This window comes from Pseudomonas cistanchae, assembly GCF_054483635.1.
The window spans coordinates 271,365-291,892 of the sequence record NZ_JBTLWN010000003.1; the positions used below are offsets into that span (position 1 = coordinate 271,365).

General features: G+C 52.8%; 16 protein-coding genes. All 16 read right to left on the bottom strand.

Going from position 1 to position 20,528, the window contains the following annotated elements:
- Positions 1 to 57 precede the first annotated feature (57 nt).
- The 16 genes from ACX0MV_RS11300 to serC all read right to left on the bottom strand — a co-directional run bounded on the left by ACX0MV_RS11300 (position 58) and on the right by serC (position 20,460).
- Entirely contained in the window at positions 58 to 1,269 is a 1,212-nt protein-coding gene (locus ACX0MV_RS11300; protein ID WP_458982604.1) for a hypothetical protein, read from the bottom strand.
- Positions 1,269 to 2,669, bottom strand: coding sequence for a hypothetical protein (locus ACX0MV_RS11305; RefSeq protein ID WP_458982605.1), 1,401 nt, complete (start codon positions 2,667 to 2,669; stop codon positions 1,269 to 1,271). Before ACX0MV_RS11305 ends, ACX0MV_RS11300 begins: the two co-directional genes overlap by 1 nt.
- A gap of 85 nt (positions 2,670 to 2,754) precedes the next feature.
- The gene (locus ACX0MV_RS11310) at positions 2,755 to 4,005 is read right to left on the bottom strand and encodes an oligosaccharide flippase family protein (protein WP_458982606.1); all 1,251 of its coding nucleotides are present in this window, start codon (positions 4,003 to 4,005) and stop codon (positions 2,755 to 2,757) included.
- On the bottom strand, positions 4,002 to 4,670 hold the full coding sequence (locus ACX0MV_RS11315) for a CatB-related O-acetyltransferase (RefSeq protein ID WP_458982607.1): 669 nt from the start codon (positions 4,668 to 4,670) through the stop codon (positions 4,002 to 4,004). The genes ACX0MV_RS11310 and ACX0MV_RS11315 overlap by 4 nt, the downstream gene beginning before the upstream one ends.
- Positions 4,667 to 5,815 carry a polysaccharide pyruvyl transferase family protein gene (locus ACX0MV_RS11320; protein WP_458982608.1) on the bottom strand — a complete coding sequence of 383 codons (1,149 nt, stop codon included), beginning with the start codon at positions 5,813 to 5,815 and terminating at the stop codon, positions 4,667 to 4,669. The genes ACX0MV_RS11315 and ACX0MV_RS11320 overlap by 4 nt, the downstream gene beginning before the upstream one ends.
- Positions 5,812 to 6,870: an N-acetylneuraminate synthase family protein gene (locus tag ACX0MV_RS11325; protein ID WP_458982609.1), complete on the bottom strand. Its 1,059-nt coding sequence runs from the start codon at positions 6,868 to 6,870 to the stop codon at positions 5,812 to 5,814. Before ACX0MV_RS11325 ends, ACX0MV_RS11320 begins: the two co-directional genes overlap by 4 nt.
- The gene (locus ACX0MV_RS11330) at positions 6,867 to 8,501 is read right to left on the bottom strand and encodes a cytidylyltransferase domain-containing protein (protein WP_458982610.1); all 1,635 of its coding nucleotides are present in this window, start codon (positions 8,499 to 8,501) and stop codon (positions 6,867 to 6,869) included. The genes ACX0MV_RS11325 and ACX0MV_RS11330 overlap by 4 nt, the downstream gene beginning before the upstream one ends.
- A gap of 39 nt (positions 8,502 to 8,540) precedes the next feature.
- Positions 8,541 to 9,863: a UDP-glucose dehydrogenase family protein gene (locus ACX0MV_RS11335; RefSeq protein WP_458982611.1), complete on the bottom strand. Its 1,323-nt coding sequence runs from the start codon at positions 9,861 to 9,863 to the stop codon at positions 8,541 to 8,543.
- A 289-nt stretch (positions 9,864 to 10,152) separates the two neighbouring features.
- On the bottom strand, positions 10,153 to 11,199 hold the full coding sequence (locus ACX0MV_RS11340) for an LPS O-antigen chain length determinant protein WzzB (protein WP_458982612.1): 1,047 nt from the start codon (positions 11,197 to 11,199) through the stop codon (positions 10,153 to 10,155).
- Between the two features lie 670 nt (positions 11,200 to 11,869).
- Positions 11,870 to 12,154: an integration host factor subunit beta gene (gene ihfB, locus ACX0MV_RS11345; protein ID WP_090387490.1), complete on the bottom strand. Its 285-nt coding sequence runs from the start codon at positions 12,152 to 12,154 to the stop codon at positions 11,870 to 11,872.
- A gap of 154 nt (positions 12,155 to 12,308) precedes the next feature.
- Complete coding sequence (gene rpsA / locus ACX0MV_RS11350; protein ID WP_339409884.1) at positions 12,309 to 13,994, bottom strand: 30S ribosomal protein S1; 1,686 nt, start codon at positions 13,992 to 13,994, stop codon at positions 12,309 to 12,311.
- 152 nt (positions 13,995 to 14,146) lie between these two features.
- Positions 14,147 to 14,836, bottom strand: coding sequence for a (d)CMP kinase (gene cmk, locus ACX0MV_RS11355; RefSeq protein WP_458982613.1), 690 nt, complete (start codon positions 14,834 to 14,836; stop codon positions 14,147 to 14,149).
- Entirely contained in the window at positions 14,833 to 17,040 is a 2,208-nt protein-coding gene (locus tag ACX0MV_RS11360; protein WP_458982806.1) for a bifunctional prephenate dehydrogenase/3-phosphoshikimate 1-carboxyvinyltransferase, read from the bottom strand. The genes cmk and ACX0MV_RS11360 overlap by 4 nt, the downstream gene beginning before the upstream one ends.
- 47 nt (positions 17,041 to 17,087) lie before the next feature.
- Positions 17,088 to 18,194, bottom strand: a complete 1,107-nt coding sequence (hisC, locus tag ACX0MV_RS11365) for a histidinol-phosphate transaminase (protein ID WP_458982614.1) — start codon at positions 18,192 to 18,194, stop codon at positions 17,088 to 17,090.
- A 74-nt stretch (positions 18,195 to 18,268) separates the two neighbouring features.
- On the bottom strand, positions 18,269 to 19,375 hold the full coding sequence (pheA, locus tag ACX0MV_RS11370; protein WP_458982615.1) for a prephenate dehydratase: 1,107 nt from the start codon (positions 19,373 to 19,375) through the stop codon (positions 18,269 to 18,271).
- The gene (serC, locus tag ACX0MV_RS11375; RefSeq protein ID WP_458982616.1) at positions 19,375 to 20,460 is read right to left on the bottom strand and encodes a 3-phosphoserine/phosphohydroxythreonine transaminase; all 1,086 of its coding nucleotides are present in this window, start codon (positions 20,458 to 20,460) and stop codon (positions 19,375 to 19,377) included. The genes pheA and serC overlap by 1 nt, the downstream gene beginning before the upstream one ends.
- Positions 20,461 to 20,528: the final 68 nt, after the last annotated feature.

The following is a 20,528-nucleotide window of genomic DNA, read 5'->3' on the forward strand; positions in this document are numbered from 1 at the left end:
GCAAAACCTGCTGCCCCAAACAACGCGATGGTATCGTACGCCCCAACCTCGATTTAATCAGAGAGTACTATCAGGATGCACTCTAAACTTGTCACGCGGCAAACCAATCAACACATACAGTAATACCAGCAGGTAAGCCGGATTTTGCACCCCAAGGATTGTTGCATTGGTATAAGCGACTATCGATATAAAGAAAACAACCGGAAATGTGCTCTTGCGACTGCGTCGTGCCACCGCCACCAAAAAAAGCAAATAGAACAAAGCAAATATGATCGTCGAGCGAAACAGCATAGCCAGGTAAGTGCTATGGGGATTGTAACTCTCGCTGTGTACACGCCCATCGCCATCGACAAACTCAACGGTCATCCGCTCATCCAAGGGGCCTAGCAAAAAGTCTGATAGGTTGAACGCTGTCAGGTAGTAATAAATCTGGCCGATCCAAATCGAACTACGTGCGTGCGTTGCCTTCCACATCAAGGTGTACCAGTCCATGCTGGGAGTAATAAAAGGCACAGTGGCACTCGGCTCAAAGTGCAGCAGCAAAAGCACCGCTGCAAAAACCAGCGCAGGCACCAGTACTGCCAGCAACGCCAAAAACCGGTTAAAAACGACCAGATAAGAGAGAAACGCTACCAGCAGAGCCACCAAGGGCGTCATGCGAAACGTCATAAGCATGGCAAATGCACTGACAGCGATCATCAGGAAACGATAGCGACTATTTTTATTGACAAAAAAGTTCCAGATCAATATCAGTCCGCTGTAGGAGTCAATATCAGCAGTGCTACCACCAACGCCAAACAGGGTTTCTACCGTCATCCCCCCGAGTTTGATAAGGAAACTGTTCTCGGAACCATGTGGCACCAACGGGACAATATCCAGCCAGTTGATGACCGAAAGAGCAAAATACACCAGATAGGCAACATTGATGCACTTCGAAAAGGTTGCCACGGATAATTTAAATTCTGAAAATAAATAAATCAGCACTAGCAACTGGAGCGTAAAAAGCCGTATATAAATATTATGTTTTTCAACTGGCATCAGGATAAGCGGCGCAGCGAGCACACAACATAGCAGCAGGTAGCGAATATTAATCGTGCCGCCAGAGCCAACACGGTAGATCAATATAAAAAAACCGATAAGTAGGAAAGATGCCCCACCTGCATAAAAAGCCGTATTACCGTCAATACCCGTCAGCGATGCAACTATAAATGCGAACTGTAGATAACAGAGCATGAACGCCATCATGGCGTCGTCTTTGACCTTGATCATCACTGGTTCGGATCCCGTCCAAAAACAGTATCGGGGTCAAATGCCATATTCTCCGTGAACTCTCCACTCAGCACCCGTTGCAAATCGGCCGGGTCATGGATCAACTGAGCGAGACCGTTATCGATCAAATCAGCCATATACTCGACCCCAGGCAGATCAAGCAGCAAGGTCGTGCAACCAAACCCGATACCCTCGTAAACCGCCGTCGAGAACACCCCGATCTGATAACGCGCGCTGGCAAACAACTCATAGAGATTCGCTTGCTTGGCAATCACCACATTGGGCATCTCGGCAAAAAGAACCAGGTGCTCATACTCCTGCCACCGGGAAAACTCGCCGGGGTGTAATTTGTAAACAATTTCAAAATCCTTAAGCACTTCTCTAAGCGAATAGATGAATTCGGCGATACGCGCTCCCAATGCCCCCTGCGAAAGCACGATAATTTTTTTATCCTGCTTGCGCACCTTAGACTGCTGATTTCTTAGGTGATGGAAATAAGCGAAACCTGCAAGCTGAATACGCTCCTGCGCTAGCGGCAAGACCCCCATATCAGCCCAGAAAGGCCCCCACGCCATAAACGTATCGGGAAAATAATCCAGTGGCCGCTCAACGCTCGGGTAGCTGTAGCCCAAATGGTAACGGCTGAAGGTGCCATGCTGGATTTCCACCGTCTCTATTCCCAGATCCTTGGCCGCACGAATAGCATCGCCATAGGCATACCCCACCACCACCACCAGGCGCTTCGGTTGCAGGCGCTTGAACAATGCTTTGTACAGACGGTAATTCACCTGAAACTTGAGAACCGCTGGAGCGAGTAACGGCTCCAAGTTGATTGCCGCGCCAATTTCCGTAGAAAGTCGCTCGCTTGCCGAACGAACGAGGGCTTTATGTTCAGCGGATAAACGATGCTTGCCCAGCAAGCCACACAGTTTGACAAGCACGGGAAAGATATCAATGTACTTACGGGCCGGGTCATACGCCTTGCGGTGCTCCGAACCGAGATCGGCACGATCCAGACTCAGATAGGAAATTCCGCCTGCTTGCAAAGCCTTGATATAGAAATGGCTATAAATATCCACATCCTGGCCAGAAAAATTCACGCTGCGCGGATGCTCGATCACAACCTGTTCAACAGAACGGCGCTTGCCAAAAAACGGATTATGAAGAATGGCACCGATCAGGTAATTGAACACCTTAGTGACCTTGGCAAACCTGCCGCCCCTCGGCACATGAGGTGCAAGAAAAACGCCTGCACGCTCAGCCACATGGTAATAGATAGGCATTCGCAGATACTGCCAGACTTTGACTCCATCGACTTCAAGGTCCAACAAATCAAATTCGCGCTCTACTCTCCAGATAATCTGACAGAGTGCTTCCACATTCAATATATTTTCGCTCATGAAAGAGAGTCACTTTTAACAAAAACTCTAAACTTCAGAGAAATTTTAAAATTCATATACTAGCCTTAGTAAAAATAGCGCCCGTTCAATTGCGGCTAGACCGCCATAAGGCCCAAGGCATAGGATAGTGGCGACTTTGATAGTAGAACACTAGGACAGCACTTAACGCATACGAAAGCACGGTTGAATAGGCGGCACCTATAGCACCGAAATTTAAAATTAAGAAATAATTCAAAACCAAATTAACCAAGGCAGCGATAACAGTGCTAACCGCCAAAAACGACGTTCTACTGATGTGCACGAGATAAGGAAAGAAAATCTTGTACACACCCTGCATAGCACATCCAATTGAAACCCAGAAAATATAACCTGCAGCTCCAACAAAAGACTCATGAACAACATAGGGAAGAATATAAATTGCTACCAGTGCGATCAAAACCGCAAGCAAAAACACTCCTAAAAAATATGCATACGTATATCGAACTATTCTTCGTTTAACTTTTCCCGTCGGAACCTGTAACACCTCAAAAAACCAAGGAGTCCAAGCTTTGACAAAAGAGTCTGTAAACAAACCAACAATCATGCCAAAACTATAACCAATAGAATAAAGAGCTACAGCTTCCAAACCAACCATGCGCTCAATAAAAATACGATCACTTATAGCAATAACAACCCCAGCCAGAACATGAGGAATAAGCGGCAAAGAAAGTCTAAGCACTGACTTAACAACAGCCAGATTTAATGTCAAATCCAAATATCTTTTCTTCCAAATATAAAAAATTGCAACAATAAAAAAAACCGTATTCGCTGCAAGAAGACCTGCAACCTGGGAATACCAACCAAAGTCCAGAAAAATCAGCAAGTAAACAGTAACCGCAATACTTAAAAAGGTATTGAAAACCTCAAAAAATGCATAAACGTAAGGCCTCCCCTCATTGCGCAAGAGCGTCAGATTTATGGTATTTACCATCATCATGAAACTCAAAAATGGAAAAACCAGCCACAACTTAGTCGGCATGGAAAATAGATCGTCAGTCAAGAGCACAGCACCGGAGCAGAGCAGCAAAATTAGAAAGGAGCCCCCCCCCAAAACAAACAACATATTCCCAATAAGAAGCGCTAGCTCTTCACGTGTTGAAGAAAAGAACCCCTTCGAAATATTGGTATGAATACCCATACCAATCACAGCAAAAAAAAGACCGTTGATTACAAGAAAAATTGATAACGCACCAAACTCCGCAGGCGTCAGAAAACGAGTAATCAGAGGCAATAAAAGAAAGGGAGCTGCTTTATTGACAATACTGGAGCCGAGATAAATTACAGCATTGCGGATCACCTCGACACGCTCACCAGCTCAGCGAGCTTCTTCTCATCCAGCGCCCCTTGAAACAAATGAATGTGTTTCTTGATAACGGCCCTATCAAGATCCCACCACTTAATCTCAAGTAGATGCTTAATGTAATCTTCAGAAAAGCGATACTTGGCTATTTTTGCCGGAACTCCTACAACAATCGCATAGGCTGGCACGTTCTTAGTAACAACAGCTCCCGCACCGATTACGGCACCGTCGCCAATAGTCACCCCCGGCATAATTACTGAATTAGCCCCAATCCAAACATCATTACCAATCACTACTTTCTTATACGTCTGATTGCGATCCACAACAAAGTCCCCCACATAAGGGACATAAGGGAACGCACTAACAGTCAAATTCTCATGAGAGTGACTAATCGCATTGATTGTGCAGTCCCATGAGATCGCACAAAATCGCCCTATCTCTGCTTTCGCAACTTTTGTATAACGCCCAATAGCAGAGTACTCCCCAATAATACTATCTTGAACACTGGCACCTAGAGCTACGCGGGAATACTCTTTCAATACAGCTCCACTTAAGACGGCGCTTGAAGCCACACTGACATGCGATGCTAGCGTATTATTTTTCCGATATTTTCTATATTGAATATATCGCTTAAACTGCCTCAATTTATCGAGCACGATCATGGCAACATCTCTAAATACTTCCTCATAATAACGATATTCGAATCTATCATTGCTCGAGACACTGCCATTCTGTGACCACTAGAGCGCGCTCCATATTTAATTTGAGTAATAATCTCCGCTGAAACAGCAGGGTTAGCTAAATACCGATCAAAGCCAGAAAAAAGCTTATTAATAACCTTACTAACTAAATCATTCTTATAACGACAAAAACCCTCAACAAGCATACCACCTATTACTTTATCAGTAGCTTTACCGCGCCCATCCTCGGCGATGAGCACGGACATACGAGAAATTGAATTCATAAAAATATGTGCATGTACGCGATAGCCTATATGCAAATCAATTTCCGAGTAATACTCAACCAGATTTTCAGCACTGCCGGAAATATCCACATAAGCAACTCCCGCTGTATTTAGCCACTGGGCAAATTCATTATGTTTTTGATTATGTACCTGCTTGGCACCATGGCTCTTGAGGAACGTATCTGGATCGAGGCCATGATGAAAAACCACCTCAAACTCCGCATCTTTGAAGTAGTCCTTGAGCCGTAAAATCTGCGCCTTCATCTCCCGCTCCATGGAGGGGCTCTCAATAAAAGACACGCCGAGAGAAAAGGCCACTTTGTGTAATTTTTCCGGCAGCTGAACTGGTTTACCGATGTAGTCCAGATCGTAATAGGCCGGGCAACCCGTCATGAGTACGTTGTCGATTCTCTTGAAAGCCAGTGCATTGAGGGTGTGAAAATCACGCACACTCATCGGCAATCCGGAGCTTTCGACTTTTCTCAGTAGCTGCATCGCGCTGGCAGACAACGGATAGTCATAGGTGTCCTCCCAGTTGCCGCTGATGGACTTCCAGCCGATCCCCATCGTAGTGACAGGCACCTTGATGTCATCAAGGTTGGCGGTAAGCGCATAGATTCCCGGATACATATGGGCCTGCAGAGCAGGCCCACCCAACAGAATCAAAGCCTTTGAGTTATTGACTAGGTCCAGGGAGGCCTGATCGAACGGCTTCCAGGCGTCAAGATCAACAATATCGCGGTCAGGCCTCAGGGCGGCAAACAGCTTTTTGGCACGGTACTTGATGAGGAAGTCACCGGCGTTGTTCTTACTGCCCGTCAGGATGACGTAGTAATCCTTCACTCAAACATTCCCCACTGCAGCACAGCATCCTCTGCGATGGTCTGCTTGGCAGTTTTGCCCAGCAGTTCGTCAATCGAGCGAGGGCTAATACCATGAGCGGGGCGTTTGAACGTCAGGTCTGCCATTTCAATCACTTTTCCGGGGGCAATATCCCGGGTCGCCACCAGACTTCTGCGAGCGTTGCGCCGTGCAGGCTCCTCTTCAGCCAGAGCCTCGATCTTGAAGCTACCCAGTACAGAAAAGGTGCGTTCGAGGTTCTTGCGGAAAACTTTCAGGTCTTCCTTGTCCATGGCGTGATAGTGGTCGTTGCCCGGCAAGGTCTTGTCATGGGAGAAGTGCTTCTCGATGATCACGCTGCCCAGCAGGGTGGCCATTTCGCAGACTTTCATATCGTTCGGTAGGGTATGGTCCGAATAGCCTATGAGCTTGTCCGGGAAGGCGCGCTTGAGCCCTAGAAGCATGCCGAGGTTGGCGTTTTCGTCCGCAGTCGGGTAATTCAGAACGCAATGCAGCAAGGCCAATGGATTACCGAACTGCTCGATCCAGCCTACAGCTTCATGGATTTCCCAAAGATGACTGGCACCGGTAGACAGGATGATCGGTTTGTTGAAGCCGCACATGAACTGGATGAACGGCTTATTGGTGATGTCCGAGGAGGAAATCTTGTAGACATTCATAAGGTCGTTGAGGAAAGTCGCCGACTCTATATCGAAAGGCGTGCTCATGAACTCTATGCCGACAGTGTCGCAGTAGTCTTTAAGTGCGACCATTTCAGTTTTCCAGAACTTGTCATGCTTGGAAAACAGCTCGTGTTGCGACAGAGTCGGTTCTTTACTGGTGTCCCAATAAGCCGGTGAATGGCGCGAAGCCAGGGTGTCGGCCTTGTAGGTCTGGAACTTGATGGCATCTGCCCCGCCTTCTTTGGCCTCGTCCACCAAACGCTTGGCAATTTCCATGGAGCCTTCGTGGTTAACGCCGGCCTCGGCTATCACGTAAGGGCGGTAAAGTTTGGCTTCATGGGGGGTGATCGAATTAAACAGCTCGAGAATGCTCATGCCTGCTCCACAATATCGTTGATCAGTTTCAGGGCGCGCTTGCGCCCGCTGGCCAGGTCGGCCTTGGCCATCAGGCCACTCATGTACTGGCGCGCGGCGTGATTTTCGACCAGCCCCGCGAATGCGTTAAGAATGTCCTCTGCCGACAAGGTCGTCCCCAACCCAAGATTGAGAAAACCGTATTCAGCTGAAGCGAAGAAGTGGGTCAATTCTCGCTCGTTCTGTGCCATCACGATAGCCGGGACCTGGAGCGAGGCAACTTCGTAGGTGGTTCGACCCGCCGAGGTGAACACGATATCGGCGCTGTTCATGTGCTCGGCAATGGTCATGCTGTTGCGATAGATCTTGACCTGCGGATAAGGCTCAAGCGTTTCGTAGCGGCAGTAGCCAAACCCGGCAACCACTGCAATTTCGATGCTGTTCGTAGCGCAGTAAGCATGTATAGCTTCGATGACCTTGCAGGTGTAGTTGTTGGGATCAACGCCGCCGAATGTCAGCAACACACGGCTGACATGTGCAGATACGGGCCTGGTAGGTGTAAGCACGAACTCATCGCGCAGGATGAAGTACTCGTGCCCAAAGTAGTGTCTGGGCAACACCTGCTTTTCAGGGTAGATGGCATTGACCACCAAATCAGCCAAACGGGCACCGGGACCCAAATCTTCGAAGTTGATGACTTTATAGCCCTCATCACAGAGGGCTTTGACATACCCAAGCGAGCTGTCTAGACGATCATTGATGACGACATGTGGATTGATTCTACGAATGTCATCGAGAATATCGATTTCAGCTTGTAGATGAACGCAGTAGTTCTTCGAGGCAATCTTGTCGAAAGCCAATTGGCTCTTGTCATCGACCAGAAACTCGATCTGGTGATTGAGGATGTCATTGGCAATCAGCAGAGTGTTGTAGACGTGTCCCAAGCCGATTTCCGCGTAGCCTGAAACGACAAAGAGTATTTTCTTACGCTTCAGATAAAACTCACAAAGGCTCCAGTCCTCGTAGGTATCGATATCGATATCTTCACCACCGCGCAGAAGATGCAACTCGACATTTGCCCCAATGCGGTTGTTCTCCGTAATGATCCGCGCACGAGTAATCAGAAAACCGCCGGTTTCCTTGAAGATCGGGTCCAGATACTGGCGATTTACCCGTTTTTGATAATTAGGGATAAAGCGCTCGCCATCTCTTGTCCAAGTCAGATGAGTGTCATCCTTAGCCGAAATAATCGTATCGATTCCTTCTTCGCTGATCATCTTGTCCAGCGCAGCGTCCAGAGAGGTACTTTGCAGAAGCGGCGAAGTGGGCTGCAGAGTCACGATCAGGTCGTAAGACTTGTCTTCGTTGATCAAGGCCTGCTGATAGCCGTCAAAAATAACCGGATCAAGTGTGGTGTGGTCCTGGGCTTTAGCTGGGTCACGCTGAATAATCCGGGCACCTAGCTTCTCCGAAATAGTGGCGATCTCGCTGTCGTCGGTAGAGACATAGACGTCCGGCGCATATTTGCAATTGAGCGCAGTCTGGATGCTGTAATGGATTAGCGGTTTACCAGCCAGCGAACGCAGATTTTTCCGCGGAATGCCCTTGGAGCCACCACGTGCGGGAATGATGATCAGGATGTTCTTTTTCATTGCAAACCTTGTTCGGGCCATCAGCACACGGACGCGAGATCAGCGGCCGACCGAGTAGTAACAAATACCTTTTTTACTCAAGCGCGCAGGATCGAATAAGTTTCGTCCATCGAAGATGACCGGGCTGCTCAGCGTCTGCTTGATGAGCTCGAAGTCCGGGGCCTTGAATGCCTGCCATTCTGTCACAACGATCAGCGCATCGGCACCTTGCAGGGCCGCTTCCTTGGTGCCGCAAAGCCCAAGATCCGGTCGATTGCCATAGATGCGCTGAGTTTCGTTCATTGCTTCAGGGTCATAGGCCTGCACACGTGCACCGGACTCCCAAAGCGCCTCCATCAGCACTCGGCTGGGTGCCTCGCGCATGTCGTCGGTGTTGGGTTTGAAACTCAGCCCCCACAGGGCAAAGGTCTTGCCTTGCAGGTTCCCGTTGAAATGCGCGCTCAGTTTCTTGAACAGCACTGTCTTCTGCTCGGCATTACGCAGCTCTACAGCCTTGAGCAAGGTCGGCTCGAAATCGATACTTTCGGCCGTATGAATGAGTGCTTGAACATCCTTGGGAAAACAAGAACCACCGTAACCCGCACCGGCATAGATGAAATGGTAACCAATGCGCGGATCAGAGCCGATACCTTGCCGCACCATCTCAATATCAGCACCAAGCTTCTCAGCAAGATTGGCCATCTCGTTCATAAAACTGATTTTGGTCGCCAGCATGCAGTTGGCAGCGTACTTAGTTAGTTCGGCGCTACGCACATCCATGATGATGATTTTTTCATGATTACGATTGAAGGGTGCGTACAACTCACGCATCACATCTTCAGTCTCAGTACTGCTGGTGCCAATAACAATACGGTCAGGGCGCATGCAATCAGCTACGGCCGAACCTTCTTTAAGAAACTCGGGATTTGAAACCACGTCAAAGCTCAAATCTTCACGACCTCGTTGCGCGAGCACTTCAGCTACGCGGGCGCGAACTTTGTCGGCTGTGCCAACCGGGACAGTCGACTTGTCGATGATGATCTGGTGGCATTCCATATTCAATGCAATGGCTTCGGCTACCGCTAGAACATACTTCAAATCTGCCGAACCATCTTCGTCCGGTGGTGTACCGACAGCGATGAACTGTACTTCCCCGTGCTTAACGCCAGCGGCAGCGTCAGTCATAAAGTTTAACCGTCCGCCAGCATGGTTTTCCTTCACCAGCGACTCAAGACCGGGCTCATATATGGGGATATGCCCTTGATTGAGGCGATCAATTTTATTGCTATCTACATCAACACAAACCACATCATGGCCAACCTCAGCGAGCACGGCCCCCTGCACAAGTCCGACGTAACCAACACCAAACACAGTGACTTTCATAGATATTCCTGCCTAAGCCAAAACTTTATTTAGCGCCTGAAGATGCAGACTGCACAGCGAATAGCGCGGAGTTAACACCCACAGTCAAATGATAAAAATAACAAATAAACCCACTCATAAATTATCGCCTACCGCAGCACAAAAAAAACACCTAGGAACATGTAAAACACCACACCAGCGACGAAGTCACACAGGGAATCTAGAATTTCAGGAAACGCAATGGCAAAAAAAACCAACTCTAACCACACACTACGCTACAACCAGAAACCCCATGCCCAGCAAACAACATTCACCCTCTAAATTTACTTAGTTTGTACTTTCTTACCAATATGCGAACAAGTGCAATGGATACACCAAGCACGCCACCGAGAAAAACACCCACCACAACAATAAGTTTCTTCTTTGGCTCCACTGGCGTCTCAGGCACTTCAGCAGGACTATCAAGAGTAAACACCGAGACCTTATCGGCATTAACATCAATCTTCTTCAGAAAATCCAACCGATTCTCAAGCCCGCGCAACTCAGAGATAAAAGGGTCATCGTTCTCTCTTTTTTCCAAGACATCTAGCTCTGCTCGCACCGCTTTGGCACCACGCATGTACATCAAATTACCGTCAATAAACTCAGCCAGATCACCGTCAGAAGAGGTTTTTCCCGCAACTACTTGAGGAGCTTCCAAACTCACAGCCTCAGCAACTACTAGGGCTTCACGCAAACGTACAATACGATCTTCACGGAGTTTCTGAGCAGTAATACGCAAGGCATCAATTTTCCGCTCTATTTCTTGTGTTTTGGCAGCGATCTCTGTAAGCACATTATCCTGCATGTCTTTTTCAGTTTTCGTGGCTGCCATATCTACATACAAATTCACCCACTCCGCGGCCAACTCCGGAGTTTGATGCACAACCATAATTTCATAAAAACCTGGATTAAGTTTGACATCTGGAGCCCTCACAGTTATGGCACTATTAAAACTAGCCCACAACTGATCCTGCGCAACACCGCGCTGCTCAGGTGTCAAATTTGACAAATAGACCTCACGAAAAAAAGAACGCTTTAACGATGTGGACAACAGGTTATTCTTAAATACCGAGTAGACATCCTCCACTTTAAAACGAGAAAGATCGGCCTCACTACGCCCTACGTTATAACTTGCTATATCACTCAAACGAGGCGGAAGAACACCAGCCTTGGTTTCATACGTCGGTGCACTGAAAAATGCAAAAGCTGCGGCAGCCAAGGCTGTCACCACAGTAAAAGCAATAATTAGCAGCCTTTGTTGCCAGAGTCCCTGAAACAACTCAATCAAATCAATCTCATCGGCGACGGCGGGCATGGGTGTATTCGAGTTCACTGCAACTCCATTTCTAATTCAAGTTTCAAACTATTAAGTATAACTAGATCGGGTGACTTTTCTGCAGCTTATGCTATGCCTGAAATCTTGTTTCGAAGCGCGACTGGCCATAACTTGCTGTAAGGAGAAAACATCTGTAAACCCCAACAGGACATCGGCCTACGGCTAGATAACTCAGCCTCATTCAGACACGCTACCGAGTTTGTATTTATCAAAGGTAAAATAGCGACTGTCGATTTCACTTACCTAGCTTGCTGGGTACTTTTGGATAACACCCAAGCGGGTTACCTACGCAAGCTTTGTCCTCGCCAGAAAATTCGACGCCGGAAACAGCGCACAATCTGCCGACAGCGCACGACCGGCTACAGCCTTTAATTAACGGTCAAAGACCATTACACCAGCGACAGAACTATGGTGCAAAATCAGATAAGAACCACCAGCTAGTGCTTTAACTTCGCTACGCGACGCTTGTCAGTCAGCATGAGGCAGGCTCGAACTCATAAATCCCAATACTGAATGCTCAATTTCAAAGGGCGGCATTGTGCCATGACATAACACTGATCACCATCCTAGAAACCTAACACGGTGGCTATAGATTAATGCAAAGCGACTTTTTGATACTCAAGGCTAGAGAAACGCAATACGAGAAATATTACTCGTCCTCATTAACTCGATCTCGCAATTCCTTTCCCGGCTTGAAATGCGGCACAAACTTGCCATCCAGCCTGACCGAATCACCCGTTTTCGGGTTACGCCCAACACGCGGCGCGCGATAGTGCAGCGAGAAGCTGCCAAAGCCACGGATCTCGATACGGTCACCGGTCGACAGCGCCTGCGACATCTGCTCAAGCATGGTCTTGATCGCCAACTCAACATCCTTGGACGAGAGCTGCCCCTGATGGGTGACGATGCGCTCGATCAACTCCGACTTGGTCATGGTTTTCCCTTCTTTTTCAAGCGGCTAGATCACTAGATAAACAGGTTTTAGCATGCTTGATCGGATTTGAACAGCCTATAAAACAATACGTTAGCGATTTTCAGGCACAAAAAAGGGCGACCGAAGTCGCCCTTTTTCTCTGGATCAACCGAACTTAGTTCTGTTTTTCCATTTGCGCGCGGAGCAGATCACCAAGGGTGGTCGGACCAGCAGTTTCAACTTCCTGCTTGCGCATTTCTTTGATGGCTTCTTTTTCGTCTTCAACGTCTTTCGACTTGACCGACAAGCTGATTACGCGGCTCTTACGGTCAACGCTGATGATCTTGGCTTCGACTTCTTCGCCTTCTTTCAGAACGTTACGCGCGTCTTCAACGCGGTCACGGCTGATTTCGGAGGCTTTCAGAGTGGCTTCGATGCCTTCGGCCAGAGTGATGATGGCGCCTTTGGCGTCAACTTCTTTAACGATGCCGCGCACGATGGTGCCTTTATCGTTAACAGCAACGTAGTCGGAGAACGGATCTTCTTCCAGCTGCTTGATCCCGAGGGAAATGCGCTCACGCTCCGGATCAACGGAGAGGATAACGGTTTCCAGCTCGTCGCCCTTCTTGAAGCGGCGTACAGCTTCTTCGCCTACTTCGTTCCAGGAGATGTCGGACAGGTGAACGAGGCCGTCGATACCACCATCCAGACCAATGAAGATACCAAAATCGGTGATCGACTTGATGGTGCCGGAGATTTTGTCGCCCTTGTTGAACTGACCGGAGAAATCTTCCCACGGGTTAGTTTTGCACTGCTTGATACCCAGGGAGATACGACGACGCTCTTCGTCGATATCCAGAACCATAACTTCGACTTCGTCGCCGACGTTAACGACTTTCGAAGGATGGATGTTCTTGTTGGTCCAATCCATCTCGGATACGTGCACCAGGCCTTCCACGCCTTCTTCCAGCTCTGCGAAGCAGCCGTAGTCGGTCAGGTTGGTTACGCGCGCAGTAACACGGGTGTCCTGCGGGTAACGCGCCTTGATGGCAACCCATGGATCTTCGCCCAGCTGCTTGAGGCCGAGGGAAACACGGTTGCGCTCGCGATCGTACTTGAGGATCTTGACGTCAATCTCATCGCCAACATTGACGATTTCAGACGGATGTTTGATACGCTTCCAAGCCATGTCGGTGATGTGCAGCAGGCCGTCGACGCCACCCAGATCCACGAACGCGCCGTAGTCGGTGAGGTTTTTGACGATACCTTTGACTTGCTGACCTTCCTGCAGGGATTCCAGCAGAGCTTCGCGCTCGGCGCTGTTCTCGGCTTCCAGCACGCTGCGGCGGGAAACGACAACGTTGTTGCGCTTCTGGTCCAGCTTGATGACTTTGAATTCGAGCTCTTTGCCTTCCAGGTGAGTGGTATCACGCACCGGACGCACATCGACCAAGGAACCTGGGAGGAACGCACGGATGCCGTTAACGTCGACAGTGAAGCCGCCCTTAACCTTACCGTTGATAACGCCCGTAACCACTTCCTCAGCGGCGAAAGCTGCTTCCAGAACGATCCAGCACTCGGCACGTTTGGCTTTTTCGCGGGACAGCTTGGTTTCACCAAAGCCATCTTCAACCGCGTCCAGGGCAACGTGAACTTCGTCACCGACCTTGATGGTCAGCTCGCCAGCGTCGTTGTGGAACTGTTCCAGCGGGATGAGGCCTTCAGACTTCAAACCGGCGTGAACGGTTACCCAACCAGCTTGGTAATCGATGTCGACGATGATAGCGGTGATGATCGAGCCAGCCTGAAGATTCAGGGTTTTTAGGCTTTCTTCAAACAGTTCAGCAAAGCTTTCGCTCATTTTAATTCCTGTTGATTCAGGGCGGGGAATCCGCCCAAACCACACTCCAGACAATGTGGGTACGTTCATATAAAAAGAGGCCTACGGGACTAGGACTGGTCTCCCGTATGCCTCCTTGCGAGCTTGCCGACTTAAAGCAGCCGGGGCTCATATCATCCGGCGAGATCGCGGTTGGCGACTTCGCTCAGAATTCGTTCAAGCACTTGCTCGATGGAAAGTTCGGTTGAATCCAGCTGAATCGCATCGGCCGCCGGCTTGAGCGGGGCCACTGCTCGCTGGGTATCACGCTCGTCGCGCGCCCGTATCTCATCAAGAAGACTCGCGAGATTAACATCATCGCCCTTGGCCTTCAACTGCAAGTAGCGGCGGCGCGCGCGCTCCTCGGCGCTGGCAGTGAGGAATACCTTCAACGCGGCCTCGGGAAACACCACCGTACCCATATCGCGACCATCGGCGACGAGCCCTGGCATTTCCTGAAACGCCCGTTGGCGCTGCAGCAATGCCTCGCGCACCGCCGGCAATGCTGCAACCAGCGAAGCGCCTGCGCCGACATGCTCGTTGCGAATGGCGTCGGTCACTTCCTCGCCTTCCAAAATGATTTTCTGACTCTTGCCAGCGGAAGCAGCCACGAACTGCACGTCCAAGTGCGCCGCGAGCACCTTGATAGCCTCCTCATTGGTCAGGTCGACGCCATGGTTACGCGCGGCGAATGCCAACAATCGATACAAGGCGCCGGAGTCCAAAAGATTCCAGCCGAGCTGTTTGGCCAGCAATCCGGCGATGGTGCCCTTGCCCGACCCGCTCGGCCCGTCAATGGTGATGACTGGTGCTTGGGTTGTCATGACTTGCGCTCCTCCGCCACACGGATACCGACCTGCGCTGCCAATGTCAGGAAATTCGGAAATGACGTCGCCACATTGGCGCAATCATGGATACGGATCGGCGCGCTAGCGCGCAGCGACGCCACGCTGAACGACATAGCGATGCGGTGATCGCCATGGCTCCACACCTCGCCGCCGCCAATGCTGCCGCCTTCGATGACAATACCGTCCGGTGTTGGCTCCGCTTTAACGCCCAGGGCGATCAAGCCATCAGCCATCACCTGGATACGGTCGGACTCCTTGACCCGCAACTCCTCAGCACCGCGCAACACCGTACGCCCTTCGGCGACAGACGCTGCCACGAACAGGACCGGGAACTCGTCGATAGCCAGCGGCACCAGGTCTTCCGGAATATCGATGCCTTTCAACTTGGCACTGCGCACGCGAATGTCCGCCACCGGCTCGCCACCTACTTCACGCTGGTTTTCCAGGGTGATATCGCCCCCCATCAGCTTGAGGATATCGATCACACCGGTGCGGGTCGGGTTGACACCGACGTGTTCGAGCACCAGCTCCGAGTCTTGTGCGATGCTGCCGGCGACCAGGAAAAAGGCGGCGGAGGAAATATCTGCCGGAACTTCGATATGCGTTGCGCGCAGCTTATGCCCCGACTCGACGCTGGCTGTGCTGCCATCCACACCTACCGGATAACCGAAACCACGCAGCATGCGCTCGGTATGGTCGCGAGTGGGCGCAGGCTCGGTCACTGCGGTTTCACCGGCCGCGTACAGCCCCGCAAGCAGCAGGCAGGACTTAACCTGAGCGCTGGCCATCGGCATTTCGTAACGCATGCCGCTCAGGCGCTGACCACCGCGTATGGTCAGCGGCGGCCGGCCTTCGGGAGCGGTCTCGATCACGGCGCCCATTTCCCGGAGCGGTTTGGCCACACGATTCATCGGACGCTTGGACAATGACGCATCGCCCGTTAGCGTCACGTCGAACGGCTGTGCTGCGAGCAGCCCCGAAAGCAGACGCATCGAGGTACCCGAATTACCCAGGTAGATCGGCCCAGGCGGCGGCTGCAACCCATGCAGGCCAACGCCATGAATGGTCACACGGCCATGATGCGGGCCTTCGATGACCACGCCCATGTCGCGAAACGCCTGCAGGGTCGCCAGTGCATCTTCGCCCTCGAGGAACCCCTCTACCTCGGTCGTACCCTCGGCAAGCGAGCCGAGCATGATCGAGCGGTGGGAAATTGACTTGTCGCCAGGCACACGGATGCGCCCGGAGAGTTTGCCACCGGGATTTGCCAGAAAAATCAGATCGTTCGAATGCATAGCGTCCACATAGGCCCGACGGGCCAGAATTTTGCTGAAATGCTCGCGGGCCACCCGGGCGCGAGTGAATACGCCCAGCAACTGATGCCCATCCCCTGCGTCGACCGCGGCGCGCAGGGCGTCGAGGTCGTCGCGAAATACGTCCAGTGTGCGCAATACCGCCTCGCGGTTGGCGAGAAAGATGTCGTGCCACATCACTGGGTCGCTGCCGGCAATCCGCGTGAAGTCGCGAAATCCGCCTGCGGCGTAGCGGAATATCTCCAGGTTTTCGTTGCGCTTGGCCAATGAATCGACCAGCCCGAAGGCCAGCAAGTGAGGCAAATGGCTGGTGGCAGCAAGCACCTGGTCGTGGTGCTCGACCTGCATATGCTCGACGTCCGCGCCCAGCTCCCGCCACAGACCATCGATCAGTTGCAGCGCTTGCGGATCGGTCTGCGACAACGGCGTGAGTATCACCTTATGACGACGAAAAAGGTCTGCATTGGCCGCCTCGACGCCGCTCTGCTCGGAACCGGCAATCGGGTGCCCGGGAACGAAGCGCGGCGGCATAGCGCCGAACGCCACTTGCGCAGCACGCACCACATTGCCTTTGGCGCTGCCCACATCCGTGAGGATGGCGTTGCCCAGATCCAGCTTGGCCAACTCGACCAACAGCTTTTCCATGGCCAGGATAGGCACCGCCAACTGAATCACGTCGGCGCCCTGACAAGCGGCCGCCAGATGCTCCTCGCAGCGATCGACCACACCCAACTCGACCGCCAGGCGTCGCGAGTGCGCATCCAGATCGACACCCACCACCTCGCGGCACAGGCCTCGCTCACGCAACCCTTTGGCGAACGAGCCGCCAATCAGGCCCAAGCCCACCACGACCAGGCGACCGATCATAGGTGCGGTGATTTGCGCGTCAGCGCCAGGCGTCGGCTTGCTCTCGCTCACGCGCCCAGCACCTTCGTCAAGGCTTCCAGGAAGCGTGCGTTCTCATCGAGCAGGCCAATGGAAATACGCAGGTAGGTCGGCATGCCGTAGTTCGCCACGGGCCTCACGATTACGCCTTCACGCAGCAGCGCCTGATAGACCGGCATCGATTCACGCGCCAGGTCCACCGCGATGAAGTTTGCCTTCGACGGAATCCAGCTCAGGCCTAAGGTACGGAAGCCGGCCTCAAGCTGCGCCATTCCGGTTTCATTCAAACGGCGGCTTTCAGCCAGGTACTCGGCATCGTCGAACGCCGCGCAGGCAGCGGCAAGGGCCAGGCTGTTGACATTGAACGGCTGACGCACGCGGTTGAGCACGTCGGCTATTTGCGCCGAGCTGATCGCATAGCCCACCCGTAATGCCGCCAGGCCATAGGCCTTGGAGAAAGTCCGCGAGACCAGCAGGTTCGAATGACCGGACAGGTAATCGAGGCCGTCAGGCAACTCCTCGCCCTCGGCATATTCGATATAGGCCTCGTCGAGAACGACCAACACATGCGCAGGAACCTTGGCGAGGAAATCACCGAGCGCCTTGGGGCCGAACCAGGTGCCGGTCGGGTTGTTCGGGTTGGCGATGAACAGCACGCGGGTGTTGGCATCGATAGCCGCCAGCATCCCGTCGAGGTCGTGAGCGTGATTCTTGGCTGGCACCACTTTGCCCTGCGCTCCCACCGCCTGGGTGGCAATCGGGTACACGGCAAATGCATGCTCGCTGAACACGGCGTTAAGTCCGGGCGCCAGGTAGGCGCGGGCGACTAGCTCGAGAATGTCGTTGGACCCGTTGCCCAGCGTGACCTGGCCAACCGTTACACCATAGCGTCGGGCCAGTCGATCTTTCAGCGCAAAGCCATTGCCATCGGGATAACGGGTGAGTTCCGCCAATTCGCGCTGGATTGCCTCAAGCGCCTTACGGCTAGGACCGAGCGGATTCTCGTTGCTGGCCAGCTTGATGATGGTCGCCGGGTCCAGATCCAGCTCTCGGGCCAGCTCGTCCACCGGCTTGCCTGGCACATAGGGCGACAGCTTTTGTACGCCTGGCTGGGCCAGGGCGAGAAAGTCGGTCATAGCAAAGCCTCATCGTCACGCTGAAAGCCGCAAAAACCGCCGGGCGTCGGTACGCCGAGCGGTTTGGCGCTGATTTAAAGTACCGCCTTGGGATAGGAACCCAGCACCTTGAGCGCAACGGCCTCTTGGTTGAGCTTCTCCAGCACATCCTTGATCAGCGGGTCGCGGTGATGGCCGACGAAGTCGATAAAGAATACGTAGGTCCACTTACCGCTGCGTGACGGCCGCGTTTCAATCCGGGTCAGATCGATGCCGTTGTTGTGAAACGGCACCAGCAGTTCATGCAGCGCACCGGGCTTGTTGCGCATCGATACGATGATCGAGGTCTTGTCGTCGCCAGTCGGCGGTACCTCCTGGCTGCCGATGATCAAGAAACGCGTGGAGTTGTCCGGGCGGTCCTCGATCTTCTCGGCCAGCTTGGTCAGGCCATACAGGCTGGCCGCCATGTCGCCGGCGATCGCCGCGCTGTTCCATTCGCTCTTCACGCGCTTGGCCGCATCGGCGTTGCTCGACACTGCCACACGCTCGACGTTGGGGTAATGCGCGTCCAGCCACTTGCGGCACTGCGCCAGGGACTGGGCATGAGAATAGATGCGAGTGATCTTGTCGGTCTTGGTGGTTTCACCGACCAGCAGGTGGTGGTGAATGCGCAGCTCGACTTCGCCGCAAATCACCATGTCATGCTCGAGGAAGCTGTCCAGGGTGTGGTTGATTGCGCCTTCGGTGGAGTTTTCCACCGGCACCACGCCGAAATTCACCGCCCCGGCGGCCACCTCCCGGAATACCTCGTCGATAGCCGCCATCGGCACGCTGATCACCGCATGGCCGAAATGCTTCATTGCTGCCGCCTGGGAAAAGGTCCCTTCCGGGCCGAGGTAGGCGACGCGCAGCGGGTTCTCCAGCGCCAGGCAGGACGACATGATTTCGCGGAACAACCGCGCCATCTCTTCGTTACCCAACGGGCCCTGGTTACGCTCCATGATGCGCTTGAGCACCTGGGCTTCACGCTCGGGGCGGTAGAACACCGGCTTCTCGCCTTCCGGCAGCGCCTTCATCTTGACCCGCGCGACTTCTTCAGCGCAGCTCGCGCGGTCGCTGATCAGCTCGAGAATGCGTTCGTCGAGACTGTCGATGCGCAGGCGCAGGGCCTGTAACTCTTGCTCGGAGATAACGTCGGTCATCAGCCGTGCTCCTTCTCGAACTCGGCCATGTAGGCGACCAGCGCTTCGACTGCATCCAGCCCGACGGCGTTGTAGATCGATGCGCGCATGCCGCCAACCGAACGATGGCCTTTCAGATTGAGCAGACCCCGTGCATCGGCACCCGCCAGAAACGGTTTATCCAAGCGTTCGTCAGCCAGTCGGAACGGCACGTTCATCCAGGAGCGGGCATTCACCGCGATCGGGTTGCTATACAACCCGCTGCTATCGATGGCGCCATACAGCAGCTCCTTCTTGGCGCGGTTGCGCTGCTCCATGGCAGCAACACCGCCCTGTTCCTTCAGCCACTCGAAAACCAGGCCGGAGAGGTACCAGGAGAACGTCGCTGGAGTGTTGTACATCGAGCCGTTATCGGCAGCGATCTTGTAATCGAGCATGGTCGGGCAGGCGCTACGGGCCTTGCCCAGCAGGTCTTCGCGCACGATCACCACCACCAACCCGGACGGGCCGATGTTCTTCTGCGCGCCCGCATAGATAAGGCCGAACTTCGAGACGTCCAGCGGACGCGACAGGATGTCCGAAGACATATCCACCACCAGCGGCACGTCGCCCGCATCAGGAATCCAGTCGAACTGCAGGCCGCCAATGGTTTCGTTGCTGGCGTAATGCAAGTAGGCAGCATCGTTCGACAGCTGCCACTCGCGCTGCTCGGGAATCGCGAAATACTCGTAGGGCTTGGCGCTGGCGGCGACATTGACGGTGCCGTAGCGGCGCGCCTCTTCGATGCTTTTCTTTGACCAGATGCCCGTGTCGATATAGTCGGCGACGCCATTCTCAGGCAGCAGGTTGAGCGGAATCTCGGCGAATTGCTGACTCGCACCACCCTGCAGGAACAGCACCTTGTAGTTTGAGGGAATGGCGAGCAGATCGCGCAGATCCTGCTCGGCCTTTTCGGCGATGGCGGTATATTCCTCGCTGCGATGGCTCATCTCCATCACCGACAGGCCTTTACCCTGCCAATCGAGAAGCTCCGCCTGGGCGCGCTGCAGAACAGCTTCGGGAAGCGCGGCCGGGCCGGCGCAGAAGTTAAAGGCTCGCTTGCTCACATCCACTCTCGCTCATGTTTGTCGCTCCCACGCACGGCCTGGGAGCGTCACCCCGAGCCCCGACGCTG

Excerpts from the sequence above, each read along its gene's own strand:
- rpsA (WP_339409884.1), bottom strand. The coding sequence starts at position 13,994 with ATGAGCGAAAGCTTTGCTGAACTGTTTGAAGAAAGCCTAAAAACCCTG.
- ACX0MV_RS11335 (WP_458982611.1), bottom strand. The coding sequence starts at position 9,863 with ATGAAAGTCACTGTGTTTGGTGTTGGTTACGTCGGACTTGTGCAGGGG.
- ACX0MV_RS11330 (WP_458982610.1), bottom strand. The coding sequence starts at position 8,501 with ATGAAAAAGAACATCCTGATCATCATTCCCGCACGTGGTGGCTCCAAG.
- ACX0MV_RS11340 (WP_458982612.1), bottom strand. The coding sequence starts at position 11,199 with ATGCCCGCCGTCGCCGATGAGATTGATTTGATTGAGTTGTTTCAGGGA.
- ACX0MV_RS11360 (WP_458982806.1), bottom strand. The coding sequence starts at position 17,040 with ATGATCGGTCGCCTGGTCGTGGTGGGCTTGGGCCTGATTGGCGGCTCG.
- ACX0MV_RS11300 (WP_458982604.1), bottom strand. The coding sequence starts at position 1,269 with ATGATCAAGGTCAAAGACGACGCCATGATGGCGTTCATGCTCTGTTAT.
- hisC (WP_458982614.1), bottom strand. The coding sequence starts at position 18,194 with ATGACCGACTTTCTCGCCCTGGCCCAGCCAGGCGTACAAAAGCTGTCG.
- ACX0MV_RS11325 (WP_458982609.1), bottom strand. The coding sequence starts at position 6,870 with ATGAGCATTCTCGAGCTGTTTAATTCGATCACCCCCCATGAAGCCAAA.
- pheA (WP_458982615.1), bottom strand. The coding sequence starts at position 19,375 with ATGACCGACGTTATCTCCGAGCAAGAGTTACAGGCCCTGCGCCTGCGC.
- cmk (WP_458982613.1), bottom strand. The coding sequence starts at position 14,836 with ATGACAACCCAAGCACCAGTCATCACCATTGACGGGCCGAGCGGGTCG.
- ACX0MV_RS11305 (WP_458982605.1), bottom strand. The coding sequence starts at position 2,669 with ATGAGCGAAAATATATTGAATGTGGAAGCACTCTGTCAGATTATCTGG.
- ACX0MV_RS11315 (WP_458982607.1), bottom strand. The coding sequence starts at position 4,670 with ATGATCGTGCTCGATAAATTGAGGCAGTTTAAGCGATATATTCAATAT.
- ihfB (WP_090387490.1), bottom strand. The coding sequence starts at position 12,154 with ATGACCAAGTCGGAGTTGATCGAGCGCATCGTCACCCATCAGGGGCAG.